Source organism: Azospira restricta (assembly GCF_016858125.1).
Taxonomy (GTDB): domain Bacteria; phylum Pseudomonadota; class Gammaproteobacteria; order Burkholderiales; family Rhodocyclaceae; genus Proximibacter; species Proximibacter restrictus.
The window spans coordinates 3,584,723-3,600,079 of sequence record NZ_CP064781.1 but is presented as its reverse complement, the minus strand read 5'-3'; the positions used below and the strand labels follow the sequence as shown (position 1 = coordinate 3,600,079).

The 15,357-nt window shown below is 69.4% G+C and carries 12 protein-coding genes and 1 riboswitch; of the genes, 6 read left to right on the top strand and 6 right to left on the bottom strand.

All coding sequences use genetic code 11. The features are described from left to right. Positions 1 to 59 precede the first annotated feature (59 nt). A complete protein-coding gene (locus tag IWH25_RS17130) occupies positions 60 to 506 on the top strand; it encodes an anti-virulence regulator CigR family protein (protein ID WP_203386968.1) in 447 nt (148 codons plus the stop codon). A 46-nt stretch (positions 507 to 552) separates the two neighbouring features. Here IWH25_RS17130 and IWH25_RS17125 read toward each other — a convergent pair whose 3' ends face one another. The 6 genes from IWH25_RS17125 to queG all read right to left on the bottom strand — a co-directional run bounded on the left by IWH25_RS17125 (position 553) and on the right by queG (position 9,197). Then, complete coding sequence (locus IWH25_RS17125; RefSeq protein ID WP_203386967.1) at positions 553 to 1,410, bottom strand: alpha/beta hydrolase family protein; 858 nt, start codon at positions 1,408 to 1,410, stop codon at positions 553 to 555. Next, positions 1,407 to 2,012 carry a TetR/AcrR family transcriptional regulator gene (locus tag IWH25_RS17120; RefSeq protein ID WP_203386966.1) on the bottom strand — a complete coding sequence of 202 codons (606 nt, stop codon included), beginning with the start codon at positions 2,010 to 2,012 and terminating at the stop codon, positions 1,407 to 1,409. Before IWH25_RS17120 ends, IWH25_RS17125 begins: the two co-directional genes overlap by 4 nt. Positions 2,013 to 2,014: 2 nt before the next feature. Next, entirely contained in the window at positions 2,015 to 4,060 is a 2,046-nt protein-coding gene (locus tag IWH25_RS17115; RefSeq protein WP_203386965.1) for an NADPH-dependent 2,4-dienoyl-CoA reductase, read from the bottom strand. Positions 4,061 to 4,198: 138 nt separating this feature from the next. After that, complete coding sequence (locus IWH25_RS17110; RefSeq protein ID WP_203386964.1) at positions 4,199 to 6,373, bottom strand: DUF1631 family protein; 2,175 nt, start codon at positions 6,371 to 6,373, stop codon at positions 4,199 to 4,201. Positions 6,374 to 6,381: 8 nt separating this feature from the next. Beyond that, positions 6,382 to 7,716 carry a DUF1631 family protein gene (locus IWH25_RS17105; protein ID WP_203386963.1) on the bottom strand — a complete coding sequence of 445 codons (1,335 nt, stop codon included), beginning with the start codon at positions 7,714 to 7,716 and terminating at the stop codon, positions 6,382 to 6,384. Between the two features lie 205 nt (positions 7,717 to 7,921). After that, a riboswitch (cyclic di-GMP riboswitch) is annotated at positions 7,922 to 8,013 on the bottom strand. A 113-nt stretch (positions 8,014 to 8,126) separates the two neighbouring features. Next, entirely contained in the window at positions 8,127 to 9,197 is a 1,071-nt protein-coding gene (queG, locus tag IWH25_RS17100; RefSeq protein WP_238998945.1) for a tRNA epoxyqueuosine(34) reductase QueG, read from the bottom strand. On the opposite strand from queG, the gene tsaE reads away from it, so the two are divergent. The 5 genes from tsaE (at position 9,192) to lspA (ending at position 15,338) form a co-directional block, all read left to right on the top strand. After that, positions 9,192 to 9,731 (top strand): tRNA (adenosine(37)-N6)-threonylcarbamoyltransferase complex ATPase subunit type 1 TsaE, encoded by a 540-nt coding sequence (tsaE, locus tag IWH25_RS17095; RefSeq protein WP_238998944.1) that lies wholly within the window; start codon positions 9,192 to 9,194, stop codon positions 9,729 to 9,731. The genes queG and tsaE overlap by 6 nt on opposite strands. Continuing rightward, a complete protein-coding gene (locus IWH25_RS17090; protein WP_203386960.1) occupies positions 9,653 to 10,939 on the top strand; it encodes an N-acetylmuramoyl-L-alanine amidase in 1,287 nt (428 codons plus the stop codon). The genes tsaE and IWH25_RS17090 overlap by 79 nt, the downstream gene beginning before the upstream one ends. Positions 10,940 to 11,111: 172 nt before the next feature. Continuing rightward, the gene (locus IWH25_RS17085) at positions 11,112 to 12,035 is read left to right on the top strand and encodes a bifunctional riboflavin kinase/FAD synthetase (protein ID WP_203386959.1); all 924 of its coding nucleotides are present in this window, start codon (positions 11,112 to 11,114) and stop codon (positions 12,033 to 12,035) included. A 14-nt stretch (positions 12,036 to 12,049) separates the two neighbouring features. Then, positions 12,050 to 14,848, top strand: coding sequence for an isoleucine--tRNA ligase (gene ileS / locus IWH25_RS17080; protein WP_203386958.1), 2,799 nt, complete (start codon positions 12,050 to 12,052; stop codon positions 14,846 to 14,848). Further along, complete coding sequence (gene lspA / locus IWH25_RS17075) at positions 14,835 to 15,338, top strand: signal peptidase II (RefSeq protein ID WP_238998943.1); 504 nt, start codon at positions 14,835 to 14,837, stop codon at positions 15,336 to 15,338. Before ileS ends, lspA begins: the two co-directional genes overlap by 14 nt. Positions 15,339 to 15,357: the final 19 nt, after the last annotated feature.

Genomic DNA, 15,357 nt, shown 5'->3' with positions numbered 1-15,357 from the left:
CGCGGCCCGGCGGTCGCTGCTAGCGTGGTCGTTCCCCGAGTCCACCGGAGTTTCCCGCCATGTCCGCATCCCGTCGTTCCGTCGCCGCTCGTGTCCTCGTCGTCGCGCTCGGGCTGGGCGTCGCCAGCGCCCAGGTGTTCGCCGAGCCGCCCGAGGGCAAGGGACGCAACAAGCACAAGCAGCAGAAGGAAGAGCACGGCGACGCCGGCGTGTCCGCCGGCGCGCTGATCACCGCCGGCATCACGGCGGCGATCGCGCACCAGTACGCGCTCGATTCCGGCGTGCGCATGGGCGGCCACAAGCCGCTGCCGCCGGGGATCCGCAAGAACCTCGCGCGCGGCAAGCCGTTGCCGCCGGGAATCGCAAAGAAAGCCGCGCCGTCGGCGATGCTCGGCCGGCTGCCCCGGCATCCCGGCTACGAATGGCAGATGGCCGGCACCGACCTGGTGCTGGTGCAGATCGGCACCGCGATCGTCGCCGACGTACTGCGCGACGTCTTCCGCTGAGCTGCGGCGTTGCCGGGGTCGCCGCCGTCCGGCCGGGGCGTGGCCCTTACGCGAGTTCGGGCAGCAGGTGGCGTGCCCACAGCGTTTCCGCGAAGCGCCGGCGGAAGAAGCCGAAATGGCCGATGCGCCTGGCGCCGACGTCCCGCGGCGCGATGCGCTTCATCGTCTTCGCTGCGCCGGTATAGAAGCCGTGCAGCGAGGCGGTGTTCTTCGCCGACATGAACTCGTCATCGGTGAAGGACAGCGAGACGATCGGCGTCGTCACCGCCGCGTACTGCCGGCGCACCGGCTCGCCCTCGACGCCGACCGCGTAGTCGCGGTGCAGGCACCAGCGGCGCCACTGGGCCATGACGCCGCGCGGCAGGTCGCCGACCTTCTTCAGCCGGCGCCCCGGGAAGTAGTCGAACAGCGGCAGCGTCAGCGGCACGATCACGTACCACAGCCACCAGACATAGCTCTTCAGCGTCCACACGTTCTCGCGCCAGTAACCGCTGCCGGTGCCGACGGTGATCGCCTTGGCGAGGCGCGCGTGCTGCGGAAAGAAGGCGAGGATCTGGCCGCCCAGGCTGTGGCCGATCCAGGTCAGCGGCACGCCGGGAAATCGCTGCGTCAGCGCCTCGGCGGCGGCGCCGCAGTCGAGCCTCGCCCAGTCGAAGATGTCGGCCTTGAAGCCGCGCAGGCTGCCGCGGCGCGAATGGCCCATGCCGCGGTAGTCGAAGGTGATCGCCGCGTAGCCCTGCTGTGCCAGCCAGTGGGCGAAGTCGGCGTAGTACTCCTGGCCGACGCCCATTGCCGGCGCGATGATCACGGCGCCGCGCGCCGCTCCGGCGGGGGCGAAGAAGCGGGCGGCAAGCGGCTGTCCGTCGGCGGCCGCAATCGTGTCCGGTTTCGGATGCCTGCTCATCGCTTTGTTCCTTGCGGCGGCTGGCGCAGCAGCAGGGCGACGGCGGCTTCGGCGAGTTCGTCGACCGACAGCGTGCCGTCCGGCCGGTACCAGTGGCTGGACCAGTTGAGCATGCCGAACAGCAGCAGGCGCACCGGCGGCGCGGCGCTGGCCAGCTTGCCGGCCGCGGCCAGTTCGTCGAGCGCCTGCTGCCAGGGTACCTGGTAACGGTCGAAGGCGGCGGCGATCTCGCCGCGCGCCTTGTCGTCGAGCGCACGCGTTTCGCTGACCAGGAGCGGCGAGCGGCAGTCGCCCTCGAGCAGCGTGCCGAGATGGGTGCGGACCAGCACGCGCAGGCGCTGCTCCGGGTCGGCGACGCCGTCGATCGCGGCGAGCAGGCGTTCGCGGCCGGCGTCGAGGCCCTCGATCATCGCCGCCTTGAGCAGCTCTTGCTTGCTGCGGAAGTGGTAGAACGGGCTGCCCGAGCGCATGCCGACGGCCTCGGCGATGTCGCGCGTGGTCGTCGCGGCGAAGCCCTTGTCGACGAACAGCTTCGCCGCCGCGCGCAGCAGCTCGGCGCGGCGGTTCGGCTCCAGTCCGGGTTCGCTTTTGCGGCGCGGCATGGTCAGAGGATTGCCGCGACGTGCGTGCCCTGCGCGATCGCGCGCTTGGCGTCGAGCTCGGCGGCGACGTCGGCGCCGCCGATCAGCGTCACCGGGATGCCGGCGGCCTGCAGCGGCGCCTGCAGTTCGCGGCGCGGTTCCTGGCCGGCGCAGACGACGATGGTGTCCACCGGCAGCGTCTTCGCTTCGCCGTTTACCGTGATGTGCAGGCCGGCCTCGTCGATACGCTCGTAGTTGACGCCGGCGATCATCTGCACGCCGCGCTTCTTCAGCAGCGTGCGGCGGATCCAGCCGGTGGTCTTGGCCAGCCCGTCGCCGACCTTCGACGCCTTGCGCTGCAGCAGCCAGACCCGGCGCGGCGCGGTCTCGTCGACCGGCTGCTTGAGGCCGCCACGGTGCGCGTAGGTCGGGTCGATGCCCCATTCGTCGTTGAAGCGGTCCATCTCGCTCTTCTCGTCGTGCGCGTGCGTCAGGAACTCGCCGACGTCGAAGCCGATGCCGCCGGCGCCGATGATCGCCACCGCCTTGCCGGCGACCTTGCGGCCCTCGACGATGTCGAGGTAGGTCGCCACCCGCTCCTTCATCGCCTCGTCGTCGATGCCCGGAATCGCCGGCTTCCTCGGCGTGATGCCGGTGGCCAGCACGACGTGGTCGAAGCCGCCGGCCGTGAGCAGTTCGCCGTCGACTTTGGTGTTCAGCCGCAGCTCGACGCCGCTGGTTTCGATGCGCTTGCCGAAGTAGCGTAGCGTCTCGTTGAAGTCCTCCTTGCCAGGAATCTTCTTGGCGATGTTGAACTGGCCGCCGATGCGGTCGGCGGCGTCGAACAGCGTCACCGCGTGGCCGCGCTCGGCGGCGGTCGTCGCGCAGGCCATGCCGGCCGGGCCGGCGCCGACGACGGCGACCTTCTTCGGGAACTCGGCCTTGGCGATCTTCAGCACCGTCTCGTGGCAGGCGCGCGGGTTGACCAGGCAGGAGGTCAGCTTGCCCTTGAAGATGTGGTCGAGGCAGGCCTGGTTGCAGGCGATGCAGGTGTTGATCTCGTCCGCCCGGTTGGCCGCGGCCTTGTTCACGAAGTCGGGGTCGGCGAGGAAGGGGCGGGCCATCGACACCATGTCGGCGCAGCCCGAGGCGAGCACGTCCTCGGCGACTTCCGGGGTGTTGATGCGGTTGGTCGTGATCAGCGGGATCTTCACCGCGCCCTTCAGGCGCTTGGTGACCCAGGTGAAGGCGGCGCGCGGCACCATCGTGGCGATCGTCGGGATGCGCGCCTCGTGCCAGCCGATACCGGTGTTGATGATGGTGGCGCCGGCGGCCTCGATCGCCTTGGCCAGCTCGACCACTTCCTCCCAGCTGCTGCCGCCCTCGACCAGGTCGAGCATCGACAGGCGGAAGATGATGATGAAGTTCGGCCCGACCTTCTCGCGCGTCGCCTTCACCGTCTCCACCGCGAAGCGGATGCGGTTCGCGAACGAACCGCCCCACTGGTCGGTGCGCTGGTTGGTCTGCGGCGCGATGAACTGGTTGATCAGGTAGCCCTCGGAGCCCATGATCTCGACGCCGTCGTAGCCGGCCTTCTGCGCCAGCCGCGCGCAGCGCGCGTAGTCGGCGATGGTCTTCCTGATGCCCCAGTTCGACAGCGCGCGCGGCGTGAAGCGGTTGATCGGCGCGCGCAATTTCGACGCCGAGACGCACAGCGGGTGGTAGCCGTAGCGGCCGGTGTGCAGGATCTGCAGCGCGATCTTGCCGCCTTCCTTGTGCACGGCGTCGGTGACGATGCGGTGCCTGGCGACCTGCCACGGGAACGAGAACTGCGAGGCGTGCGGGTAGGCGCGGCCGGAGAGGTTCGGCGAGTAGCCGCCGGTGACGATCAGCCCGGCGCCGCCGCGGGCGCGCTCGGCGTAGAACGCCGCCATGCGCTCGAAGCCGTTCTTCTCCTCCTCCAGCCCGGTGTGCATCGAGCCCATCAGCGTGCGGTTTTTCAGCGTCGTGAAGCCGAGGTCGAGCGGGGCGAGCAGGTGCGGGTAGGGCGTTGGGTTCTGGGTCGTCATCGGCTGGTCTCCGGAGTGATTGATTAATTATTAAGCAAGCAAGCGCTTGGTTATTATGTTCCCGGGCAAAAAAAACGGCAAGCCCTTCCGTCACGATGGCTTGCCGAGAGTGCCGAAGAGCACCCGATGCAAAAAGATCTAGGCTGCGCCCAGGGACTGCATGACGCCGTCGATGGCCCTGCCGAAGACGGATTCCTCGGTGACGACGCGGGCAGCGCCGTCGCGCAGCTGGCGGGCGAGGGCCTCGGGCGAGATCGAGATCGCCCGGGCGGCGCGATGGTTCGAGAAGACCAGGATGCCCTTGTGCGGGCTGACCCAGTTCAGCCGCTCGCGGGCGATCCTGCCGTCGCTGTCGATGAAGTCGACCCAGTCGCCGCGTTTCAGCGCGCGCACCTGCGCGAGCGCCTCGCGGTCGCGCACGCGGCGCATCGGTGCGGCACCGACCAGGATCACATCCTCGATCGTGACGCCGTCCTCGACGTGACGGGTGACCAGCAGGTCGCCTTCGCCCGCTGCCGGCGTCGTCCCGGCTCCGGCCTGGCTGTCGCCGTCGGCCGGTGCGCCCTTTAGCGCTGCAGCGTGCAGTTCGACCAGCGCGTCGAAGAAGGCGGCGCGCGCCTCGCCGTCGATGCCGGCGGCGCTGAGGCCGGCCTTGATCCGCGCCAGCAGCATCGGCAGTCCGCTGATCAGGCGCATGCGTTCGTCGCTCGCCGCCTTCGCGGCGACGCTCCACACCAGCTGCTCGGCCACCTCGACGCTTTCCTGCCACGGCGCCGCGTCCGCCGGGTGGAGCAGCGCCTTCTGGCGCAGCACCGCCGCCCAGTGCGTCGCAAGGAAGTCGCGCACGACGTCCGGCTGCGGCCGCTCGAGGATCGGCTGCAAGGCCTGCCGCGCCCGTTCGCCGGCGGCCTCTTCGGCTTCGCGTCGCGCCGCGGCCTCGGCGGCGACGGACAGCGTCTCGGCTTCCTTTTCCTCGCGGGCGGTAACGAAGGCTTCGAGTTCGCCGATCGCCGCGCTGAAGATTTCGACGTTGGTTTCGAACTCCCGCTGGATGCGGCCGACCAGCTCGGCGAGGCGGACCTGGAAGGGATCGTCGGCGCCGGCGCCCGACCCCCAGTGCAGCGCGACGCCGGTGATGCCGTCGAGGAAGCGGCGCGCCGGATGCTGGCGGTTGGCGAAGAAGCTATGGTCCAGCATCGCCACCTTGAGCACCGGGATCTGCAGCTGGCCGACGAGCATCTTCACCGTGTCCGGCAGGTCGGCGTCGTTGAAGATGAAGTCGAAGAGCATGGCGACGATGTCGATCGTCACCGACTCCAGCGGACTGACCTGTTGCGCCGCCGCCGAATCGCGGAGCGCGCGGACCTGATTCATCGCGATGCCGGCGGTCGGCTGCCAATCGACGTGCTGCGCCTCGTTGAGCGAGGCGAGAAAGGCGTGGCTGATGCTCGCCGGGCTGGCGGCGACGCTGCTAGCAGGCAGCGCCGCCGCGTCGGCGACCGGCAGTGCGCGCAGCAGGCCGGGCCCGCCGCGGACGGCGGCCAGCCGTTGCAGCGCGCCGAGGATGTCGCCGGCGCCCTCGGGCAGTTCGGCCGCCGCTGACTTTGCCGCCGTTGCCGGCGGGCGGCGCCGATAGCTGCGCTTCAGGTCGGGGAGGATGTTGCGCTCGGCGAGGTAGTCGTTGATGCCGCGATAGATGCCGGGCAGTGCCTGGTGCAGGTGGCGCTCGACGCGGCGGGCGAGCAGCAGGCGGTCCCTGGCATCGAGTCCGAGCGCGGCGCCGGCGTCGAGCAGCGCCTGGCAGATCGGCTGCGGCGCGAGCGGATTGTCGCCGTCGCGCGGCTCGTCGTGCCCGAGCAGGGCGGCTATCCTCCGCTCGAGCGGGTACAGTTCGGCATCGCAGGTTTCTGTCAGCTGTGCGGCGAATTCGCGCAGCACGATGCGTTCCGCCAACTCGTCGTCCTCGATCAGTTGCAAGCCGTCGAAGTCCGGCACCTCGAGCGCGCCGGCCGCGCCGCCGGCCGCGTTGCCGTCCTGCTCGGCGAGGGCGTGGCGAAACGCCTCGATGAAGCGCGTCCAGTCGCGTTCGAGGTCGTGGCGCAGGTCGAGGTAGCGGGTTTGCAGGTGGCGGTCGCGGGTGCCGTCGGCGAGGACGAACAACTCTTCGACGATCTCCGTCCGGATTCCGGCGAGCCAGTTGCACAGGCCATCGCCGAGCTGCTCGCCGCATTCGGCGACGAGGCGCGGCCCGGGGCTGCGCTCGCGCCCGCCGGCGTTGATCGAAACGATCTTGGTCGCGGATGAAGTGCTCATGCCTCCCCCTAGGCGCTGTTCTTGTCCGATGCGTCCGTTGGCTGGTCGAAGATGAGCGTCGCCCGGCCAGTCTTCACCCGGTCGACCAGGTCTTCCGGCGCGATCTGGATGGCGCCCTGCCCATGGTGGTTGGAGAAGACCAGAATGCCGCGCTGCGGGCTGATCCAGGTCAGGCGTTCGCGCGTGACGCCGCCGTCGTCGTGACGAAGCTCGACCCAGTCGCCGCGTCGCAGGCGGGCGACCTGTTCGTCGGCGCTTTCCGCACGCGGCGGCGTCTTCGCCGGTGCCGTCTCGATGCGCAGCACGCGCGAGTGGATGTCGATCAGCGCGTCGAAGAAGGGACGCCGGTCCTCGCGCCCGACGTCGATCAGGTCGAGGCCGCGGTTCAGGCGCGCAAGCAGCGCCGGGATCAGCGCGATCAGGCGGAAGCGCTCGTCCTCGCCGGTCTTCGCCGTCAGGCTCCATGCCAGGTCGTCGACGACCGCGAGTGCGTCCAGCCACTGCGGCGAGTTCTCGGCGTGATGTTCGGCGGTGCGTTCGAGGACGTCGATCCAGTGGTCGGCGACGAAATCGCGGACCAGCGGCGGCAGCGGGCGCTCGAGGAAGTTGCGGGCCGCGGCTTCGGCACGCTGCCAGGCGTCGGCATCGGGCGTGCGGCTGCCGGTGTCGCGGACGAATTCGCGCAGCGAATGGTGCAGGATCGCGAAGGCTGTGCCGTTGGGGGCCAGTTCGTCGAGTACGCGTGCCATGCCGCTGGCGAAGAAGGTCGCGAATACCGTCGCGTCGCCGCCGCGTTCGCCGTGTTCCTTGAACAGCGGGGCGATGTCGTTGAGGAGCTGCCGCGCCGGATGCTGCCAGTCGGCGAAGAAGGCAGGCTCGCGCATCGCCATCTGCAGCATCGGCAGCTGCGCGGCGAGCAGCGACTCGCTGGCGGCGTGCGGAATCTGCGGGTCGTCGAGAACGAAGCCGAAGAGCATGTCGACGATGTCGGCGGCGACCTTGTCGAGCTGGCGATTGCCCTGCCGCGGCCAGTCGCCGGCAACGGACGATGCCGTACGCTGGCAGATGAGGTCGTCGAGCGAAGCGATGAACAGCGCGCTCAGCCGCGGGGCGTCGAGCTCTCCCGACGGCTGTGCTGCCGCGCTGCCGGGCACCGTCGGTGCTGCGGCATGCCTGGGCGGCACCACGTGCTCGACGGTGTCGAAGCCGCGGCGCCTGGCCAGCGCCAGGTCGCGCATCGTGCCGAGCAGCTGCGCCGGGTCCGGCGTCTCGCTGCGCGCGCGACCGGCGGCCGGCGGCGGGGTGAAGGGGATTACCTTGCCTTTGCTGTCCTGGGTACCCATGACGGATTCTCCTCGCGCCGGCCCGTGGCAGCGGGGCGTGGCGTGGTCGTGCACAGGGCGCCGGCGGCAGTGGCGTGGCGTACCAGAGGAGAAGCGCAGGGGAGGGCGGGCGTCATCGGCGGCGAGGACGAGCCACGGCGCGATGTCGAAACATCGTGCGGTGCATGCCGGGAGGAGTAGTCGTTGCCCACATCAACCTCGTTTATCTGGTGGTCCCGCTACCGTAGCGAACCGCAGGTTCGCTTTAGGCCGGTGACTTTGCGTCGCCATCTTTCGATGGGTTTGCCCTGTTTCAGAGATCGGCGCGCCACCTGTTGCAGGCGATGCGCAAACCGACCATGGTCTGCCTATGTCCATTATCGGGACGTAGGCAGTGAACTTTATAGCCCGGGGCTCCCGGATTGCAAGATTTATTTCCCCCGCTGGCGGGCGAGCGCCCAGGCGACGTGCTCGCGCACCAGCGGCGAGGGGTGGTCGTCGCGGGCTTCGAGCGCGGCGACGGTCGCCGCTGTGGCCGGCGCGTTGCCGAGGGCGACGGCGAGGTTGCGCAGCCAGCGTTCGTGGCCGATGCGGCGGATCGGGCTGCCCTGCAGGCGCTGCTCGAATTCGGCCTCGCTCCAGGCGAAGAGCTCGGCGAGCGTGGCCGCGTCGAGGCCATGGCGGGGGGCGAAGTCGGGGTCGCCGACGGTCGCGAAGCGGTTCCATGGGCAGACGAGCTGGCAGTCGTCGCAGCCGTAGATGCGGTTGCCGAGCAGCGGCCGCAGCGCCTCGGGGATCGCGCCGTCGAGTTCGATCGTCAGGTAGGAGATGCAGCGCCGCGCGTCGACCTCGTAGGGCGCGACGATCGCCTGCGTCGGGCAGATGTCGAGACAGGCGCGGCAGCTGCCGCAGTGCTCGGCAATAGGTGCGTCCGGCGGCAGCGGCAGGTCGGTGTAGAGCTCGCCGAGGAAATGGTAGGAGCCACCGCGGGTCAGCGACAGCGTGTGCTTGCCGCGCCAGGCGGTGCCGGCCAGGCGGGCGAACTCGACCTCCATCACCGGTGCCGAGTCGGAGAAGGCGCGGTAGTTGAAGTCGGTCCCTTCCGGCAGTTCGCCGCGGATACGGTCGGCCAGCTTCTGCAGGCGGCTGCGGATCGTCTTGTGATAATCGCGGCCGAGCGCGTAGCGCGAGACATAGGCGAGCGCGCCGTCGGCGAGCACCGACGCGGCGTCGGCGGCGTCCGGCCAGTAGGGCAGGCGGGCGGTGACGACGGTCGTCGTGCCGGGGTGCAGCGCGGCCGGGTCGGCACGCAGCGGCGCGTGTTTGGCCATATAATCCATGACCCCGTGGCGGCCCTGTTCGAGCCAGCGCATGAGGCCGGGGACGGCCTCCGACGGGTCGGCGCGGGCAATGCCGACTTCGGCGAAGCCGAGCTCGCGCCCCCAGTCCTTGATGCGTGCCGCCAGTGCGGCCCAGTCCACTGCGGAGTCTTTTTCTTGCATAGCCCCGAGCCTACCATTTCTGCGGATCTTTCCGTGTCCCTGCCGGACGAGGCGGCGAGCGTCGCGTTCGCGGAACGGCTGGCGCCGCGCCTGCGGCCGGGGATGGTGGTGTACCTCGACGGCGACCTCGGCGCCGGCAAGACGACGCTGGTGCGCGCGATGCTGCGCGCCCTCGGCCATGCCGGGCCGGTGAAGAGCCCGACCTATACGCTGGTTGAAGTTTACGTAATTTCGAGCTTATACTGGTATCACTTTGATTTTTATCGTTTCAACCATCCGGAAGAGTTTGTCGATGCAGGTCTGGGCGAGTACTTCCGCAGCGATTCGGTCTGTCTGGTCGAATGGCCCGACAAGGCGGCCGGCTATGTGCCGCCGCCGGACCTCGTCGTCGCCCTCGCCTTCGCCGGGAACGGCCGCCGCGCCGTGCTCTCGCCCCGTTCGCCGGAGGGCCGGCAATGTCTGAGCGACTTCCCGACGGCCGCCGCCGCCAGCTGCTGCGCTTCGCCGGCGGCGCCTCCCTCGTCCTCCTCGTAACGCCGCTGGCGCGGGCGGCGCGCGGCCCGAGCGTGGTCGCCGTGCGCGTCTGGCCGGCGGCCGACTACACCCGCGTGACGCTGGAGACCGACGCCTCGGTGAAGTTCTCGCACTTCACCGTGAAGAATCCGGAGCGGCTGGTGGTCGACCTCGAAGGGGTCGAATTCAACGGCGTGCTCGACGGGCTGTCCGGCAAGATCGCCGCCGACGATCCGTACATCAAGCTGCTGCGCGCCGGCCGCTTCAAGCCAGGCGTTGTGCGCCTGGTGATGGAACTGAAGACCGAGGTGGCGCCGCAGGTCTTCGTGCTGGCGCCGGTCGGCGAATACGGCCACCGGCTGGTGCTCGACGTCTATCCGGCGAACGCGCCGGACCCGCTGCTGGCGCTGCTCGACAAGAAGGAACTGCAGCCGCTGCCGCTCGAGGACAAGCCGGAGGCGCAGCCGCCGGCCGCGGCCGAGCCGCGGCGCCCGGGCAAGCCGGTGGTGGACCGGCTGGTGACGATCACCCTCGATCCCGGCCATGGCGGCGAGGATCCCGGCGCCGTCGGCCGTCGCGGCACGCACGAGAAGGCGGTGACGCTGGCCGTGGCGAAGCGGCTGAAGGCGAAGATCGACGCCGAGCCGAACATGCGCGCGGTGCTGACGCGCGATTCCGATTTCTTCGTGCCCTTGCAGATGCGCGTGCAGAAGGCGCGGCGCGTGCAGTCCGACCTCTTCGTGTCGATCCACGCCGACGCCTTCATCCGCCCGGATGCGCGCGGCGCGTCGGTGTTCGTGCTGTCGGAGAACGGCGCCACGAGCTCGGCGGCGCGCTGGCTGGCGAACAAGGAGAACGCGGCCGACCTGATCGGCGGCGTGAACTTCAATACCAAGGACCCGGTGCTGGCCCGCACGCTGCTCGACCTGTCGCAGACGGCGACGATCAACGACAGCCTGAAGCTGGGCAAGGCGGTGCTCGGCGAGCTCGACCGCGTCGGCGACCTGCACAAGCCGCACGTCGAGCAGGCCGGCTTCGCCGTGCTGAAGGCGCCGGACATCCCGTCGATCCTGGTCGAGACGGCGTTCATCTCGAATCCCGAGGAGGAGCGCCGGCTGAACGACGAGGTCTACCAGGACCGGCTCGCCGAAGCGGTGCTCTCCGGCATCCGCAAGTACTTCAAGCTCAATCCGCCGCTCGCCAAGTCGAAGCTCGCCAGGCTCGACTGAATGATGTGCGCGAGCACGTCGCAAAGCAGTGCCCGCGGGTGCGCCCGAGCGATGCACGACGTGTATCGTGAGGACGTCCGCTTGGCGGGTGACCGAGCGCCGCTCGCGGCGCCGCAAGGCCGCCCGTAAACCTTTATAATTCAGCCTTTTTCGTCGACCTCCGGCTTTCCTGATGCTCGTCTTCCGCGGCACCTCGCAACCCGCGCCCAGCGCGACCGTGCTCACCATCGGCAACTTCGATGGCGTGCACCTCGGTCATCGCGCGCTGCTCGCGCGCCTGTGCGCGGTCGCCGGCGAGAGCGGCCTGCCGCCGGCGGTGCTCACCTTCGAGCCGCATCCGCGCGAGTTCTTCGCACCGGAGTCGGCGCCGACGCGGCTGTCGACCTTGCGCGAGAAGCTCGAACTGATCGCCGAGGACGGCATCGAACTGGCGTTCGTCTGCCGCTTCAACCGGGCTTTCGCCAGTCTCTCCGCCGATCAGTTCATCGAGGACGTGCTGGTGAAGACGCTGCGCGTGCGGCACCTGATCATCGGCGACGACTTCCGCTTCGGCGCCCGGCGCGCCGGCGACTTCGCGCTGCTGCAGCGGGCCGGCGAATCGTTCGGCTTCCGCGTCGAGGCGATGGCCTCGGTGGTCGAGGGCGGCGTCCGCGTGTCCAGCTCGGCGGTACGCGATGCGTTGTGGACCGGCGAGCTCGAGCGCGCCGCCGAACTGCTCGGCCGTCCGTACGTGATCGACGGTCGCGTCGTGCATGGCGACAAGGTCGGTCGCCAGCTCGGCTACGCCACCGCCAACATCCGCATGAAGCACGACCGGCCGCCGCTGCTCGGCGTCTTCGCGGTCGAGGTCACCGGGCTCGGCGGCAGGCCGCTGCCCGGCGTCGCCAACCTCGGCTACCGGCCGACGGCGAACGCCGTGCTGCGGCCCATCCTGGAAGTGCACCTGTTCGATTTCGCCGCCGACATCTACGGCGCGCACCTGACCGTCCGCTTCCTGCACAAGATCCGCGACGAGATGAAATTCCCCGGCTTCGACGCCTTGAAGGCGCAGATCGCGCGCGACGTCGACACCGCCCGCCAGTATTTCAAGCTTTGATTCGAGTAACCAACATGGCTGACTACAAGCACACCCTGAACCTGCCCGACACGCCCTTCCCGATGCGCGGCGACCTCGCCAAGCGCGAACCGGCCTGGGTCAAGGATTGGCAGGAGAAGAAGCTGTACGAGAAGATCCGCAAGGCGGCCAAGGGCCGGCCGCGCTTCGTGCTGCACGACGGTCCGCCGTACGCCAACGGCGACATCCACATCGGCCACGCGGTGAACAAGATCCTGAAGGACATCATCGTCCGCTCGAAGACGCTGGCCGGCTTCGACGCGCCCTACGTGCCGGGCTGGGACTGCCACGGCCTGCCGATCGAGCACCAGATCGAGAAGCTGCACGGCAAGCACATCCCCGGCGACAAGGTGCGCGAGCTGTGCCGCGCCTATGCCGGCGAGCAGGTCGAGCGGCAGAAGAAGGACTTCATCCGCCTCGGCGTGCTCGGCGAGTGGGACAACCCTTACCTGACGATGGCCTTCAGGACCGAGGCCGACGAGATCCGCGCGGTCGGTCGCATCCTGGAGAAGGGCTACCTGTACCAGGGGCTGAAGCCGGTGAACTGGTGTCTCGACTGCGGCTCGGCGCTGGCCGAGGCCGAGGTCGAGTACGAGGACAAGACCTCGCCGGCGATCGATGTCGCCTTCCCGGTGCATGACAACCATGCCGGCAAGCTGGCCAACGCCTTCGGCCTGACGCACCTGCGCGGCCCGGCCTTCGCGGTGATCTGGACGACGACGCCGTGGACGCTGCCGGCGAACGAGGCGGTCAGCGTGCATCCGGAATTCGACTACGACCTGGTCGAAACCCCCAAGGGCGCGCTGATCCTGGCGCACGAGCTGGTCGAGTCGTGCTTGAAGCGCTACGAACTGGAAGGCACGGTGGTCGGTTCTGCCAAGGGCGTTGCGCTCGACCAGATCCTGCTGCGCCACCCGTTCCAGGCGCGCGACGTGGCGATCATCTGCGGCACGCATGTCACCATCGATGCCGGTACCGGCCAGGTGCACACCGCGCCGGCACACGGCGTCGACGACTACGTGGTCGGCAAGCGCTACGGCCTGCCGGTGAACAACCCGGTCGGCGACGACGGCCGGTTCCTCGGCAACACGCCGGCGCTCGCCGTCGGCGAACTCGCCGGCAAGACGGTGTGGGACGCCAACCCGCTGGTGCTGCAGGAGCTCGAAGCGAAGGGGCTGCTGCTCAGGCAGGAAAAGATTCGCCACAGCTACCCGCACTGCTGGCGGCACAAGACGCCGATCATCTTCCGCGCGACGACGCAGTGGTTCATCGGCATGGAGCACAAGGCCGACGAGAACGCGCCGACGCTGCGCTGGGTCGCCGAGCGCGCCGTCGACGAGACGCAGTTCTTCCCGGCCTGGGGCCGCGCGCGGCTGGAGGCGATGATGAAGACGCGCCCGGACTGGTGCGTCTCGCGCCAGCGCAACTGGGGGGTGCCGATCCCGTTCTTCCTGCACCGGGAGACCGGTGCGCTGCATCCGCGTACGCCGGAGTTGATCGAGGCGGTCGCCAAGCGCGTCGAACAGGCCGGCATCGAGGCCTGGTTCTCGCTCGACGCGAAGGAACTGCTCGGCGCCGAGGTTGACCAGTACCGCAAGATGAGCGACACGCTCGACGTCTGGTTCGATTCCGGCACGACGCACCTGTCGGTGATGCGCGGCTCGCACGCCGAGCAGAGCGCGTTCCCGGCCGACCTCTACCTCGAAGGCTCGGACCAGCACCGCGGCTGGTTCCAGAGCTCGCTGCTGACCGCCTGCGCGATCGACGGCCGCGCGCCGTACCAGGCGCTGTTGACGCACGGCTTCGTCGTCGACGGCAAGGGCATGAAGATGTCGAAGTCGAAGGGCAACGTGATCGCGCCGCAGAAGGTGTCCGACACGCTCGGCGCCGACATCCTGCGCCTGTGGGTCGCGGCCACCGACTACTCGGGCGAGCTGTCGATCTCGGACGAAATCCTCAAGCGTGTCGTCGAGGCCTACCGCCGCATCCGCAACACGCTGCGTTTCCTGCTCGCCAACACGGCCGACTTCGATGCGGCGAAGGACATGCTGCCGGTCGCCGAGTGGCTGGAAATCGACCGCTACGCGCTGGCGATGACGCGCCAGATGCAGGCCGATGCCGAGGCCGACTACGCGCGCTACGAGTTCCACCGCGTCGTCCAGGCGCTGCAGACCTTCTGCTCGGAGGACCTCGGCGGCTTCTACCTCGACATCCTGAAGGACCGCCTGTATACGACGCAGGTCGGCTCGCGCGCGCGGCGGTCGGCGCAGAGCGCGCTGTGGCACATCACGCAGAGCTTCGTGAAGCTGATGGCGCCGATCCTGTCGTTCACCGCCGAAGAGGTCTGGCAGGTAGTGTCCGGCGAGGCTGACGACTCGGTCATGCTGCAGACCTGGCACGCGCTGCCGGCGCAGGACGGCGAGGCCGAACTGCTCGCCAAGTGGGCGCTGATCCGCGGTGTCCGCGGCGAGGTGACCAAGGCGCTCGAGGATCTGCGCATCGAGGGCCGGATCGGTGCACCGCTGCAGGCGGAAGTGACGCTCGCCGCCGACGGCGACAAGTACGCCGCGCTCGCCTCGCTCGGCGACGACCTGAAGTACGTGTTCATCGTTTCCGCGGCGAAGGTCGTCCAGTCGGCCGAGGAAACGGTGTCGGCGACGCCGCTCGCGCACGCCAAGTGCGAGCGCTGCTGGCACGTGCGCGCCGACGTCGGGGCCGACGCGGCGCATGCCGACCTGTGCGGCCGCTGCGTCAGCAACCTGTTCGGCGAGGGCGACCCGCGTGCCTGTGCCTGAGCGCGCCTCGCCGGCGCGCTGGTACGCGCTGGCGGTGCTGGTGATCGTGCTCGACCAGATCAGCAAGCAGGTCGTGCTCGCCAACATCGCCTACGGCGAGACGATCTACGTCGCGCCGTTCTGGAACTGGGTGCTCACCTTCAACCGCGGCGCCGCGTTCAGTTTCCTGGCGAGCGAGGACGGCTGGCAGCGCTGGTTCTTCACCGCGCTGGCCGTCGGTGTGTCGGCGTGGATCGTCGTCATGCTGCGCGGCCATGCGGCGCAGAAGCTGCTGTCGCTGTCGCTCACGCTGATCATGGGCGGTGCGCTCGGCAACGTGATCGACCGCCTCCGCTTCGGCGCCGTCGTCGATTTCGTGCAGTGGCACGCCGCCGGCTTCTACTGGCCGGCGTTCAACGTCGCCGACGCGGCGATCACCGTCGGCGCGGTGCTGATGGTCTGGGACCAGTTTTTCGGTTCCGGCGCGCGCGACGGCAAGGGCGCCGCCTGAACCCCCTGGAGTAGGATTG

Bases quoted from the DNA above. Each gene is read 5' to 3' on its own strand.
- ileS (WP_203386958.1), top strand. From the start codon at position 12,050: ATGGCTGACTACAAGCACACCCTGAACCTGCCCGACACGCCCTTCCCG.
- IWH25_RS17085 (WP_203386959.1), top strand. From the start codon at position 11,112: ATGCTCGTCTTCCGCGGCACCTCGCAACCCGCGCCCAGCGCGACCGTG.
- IWH25_RS17125 (WP_203386967.1), bottom strand. From the start codon at position 1,410: ATGAGCAGGCATCCGAAACCGGACACGATTGCGGCCGCCGACGGACAG.
- IWH25_RS17090 (WP_203386960.1), top strand. From the start codon at position 9,653: ATGTCTGAGCGACTTCCCGACGGCCGCCGCCGCCAGCTGCTGCGCTTC.
- IWH25_RS17120 (WP_203386966.1), bottom strand. From the start codon at position 2,012: ATGCCGCGCCGCAAAAGCGAACCCGGACTGGAGCCGAACCGCCGCGCC.
- queG (WP_238998945.1), bottom strand. From the start codon at position 9,197: ATGCAAGAAAAAGACTCCGCAGTGGACTGGGCCGCACTGGCGGCACGC.
- IWH25_RS17110 (WP_203386964.1), bottom strand. From the start codon at position 6,373: ATGAGCACTTCATCCGCGACCAAGATCGTTTCGATCAACGCCGGCGGG.
- IWH25_RS17130 (WP_203386968.1), top strand. From the start codon at position 60: ATGTCCGCATCCCGTCGTTCCGTCGCCGCTCGTGTCCTCGTCGTCGCG.
- IWH25_RS17105 (WP_203386963.1), bottom strand. From the start codon at position 7,716: ATGGGTACCCAGGACAGCAAAGGCAAGGTAATCCCCTTCACCCCGCCG.
- IWH25_RS17115 (WP_203386965.1), bottom strand. From the start codon at position 4,060: ATGACGACCCAGAACCCAACGCCCTACCCGCACCTGCTCGCCCCGCTC.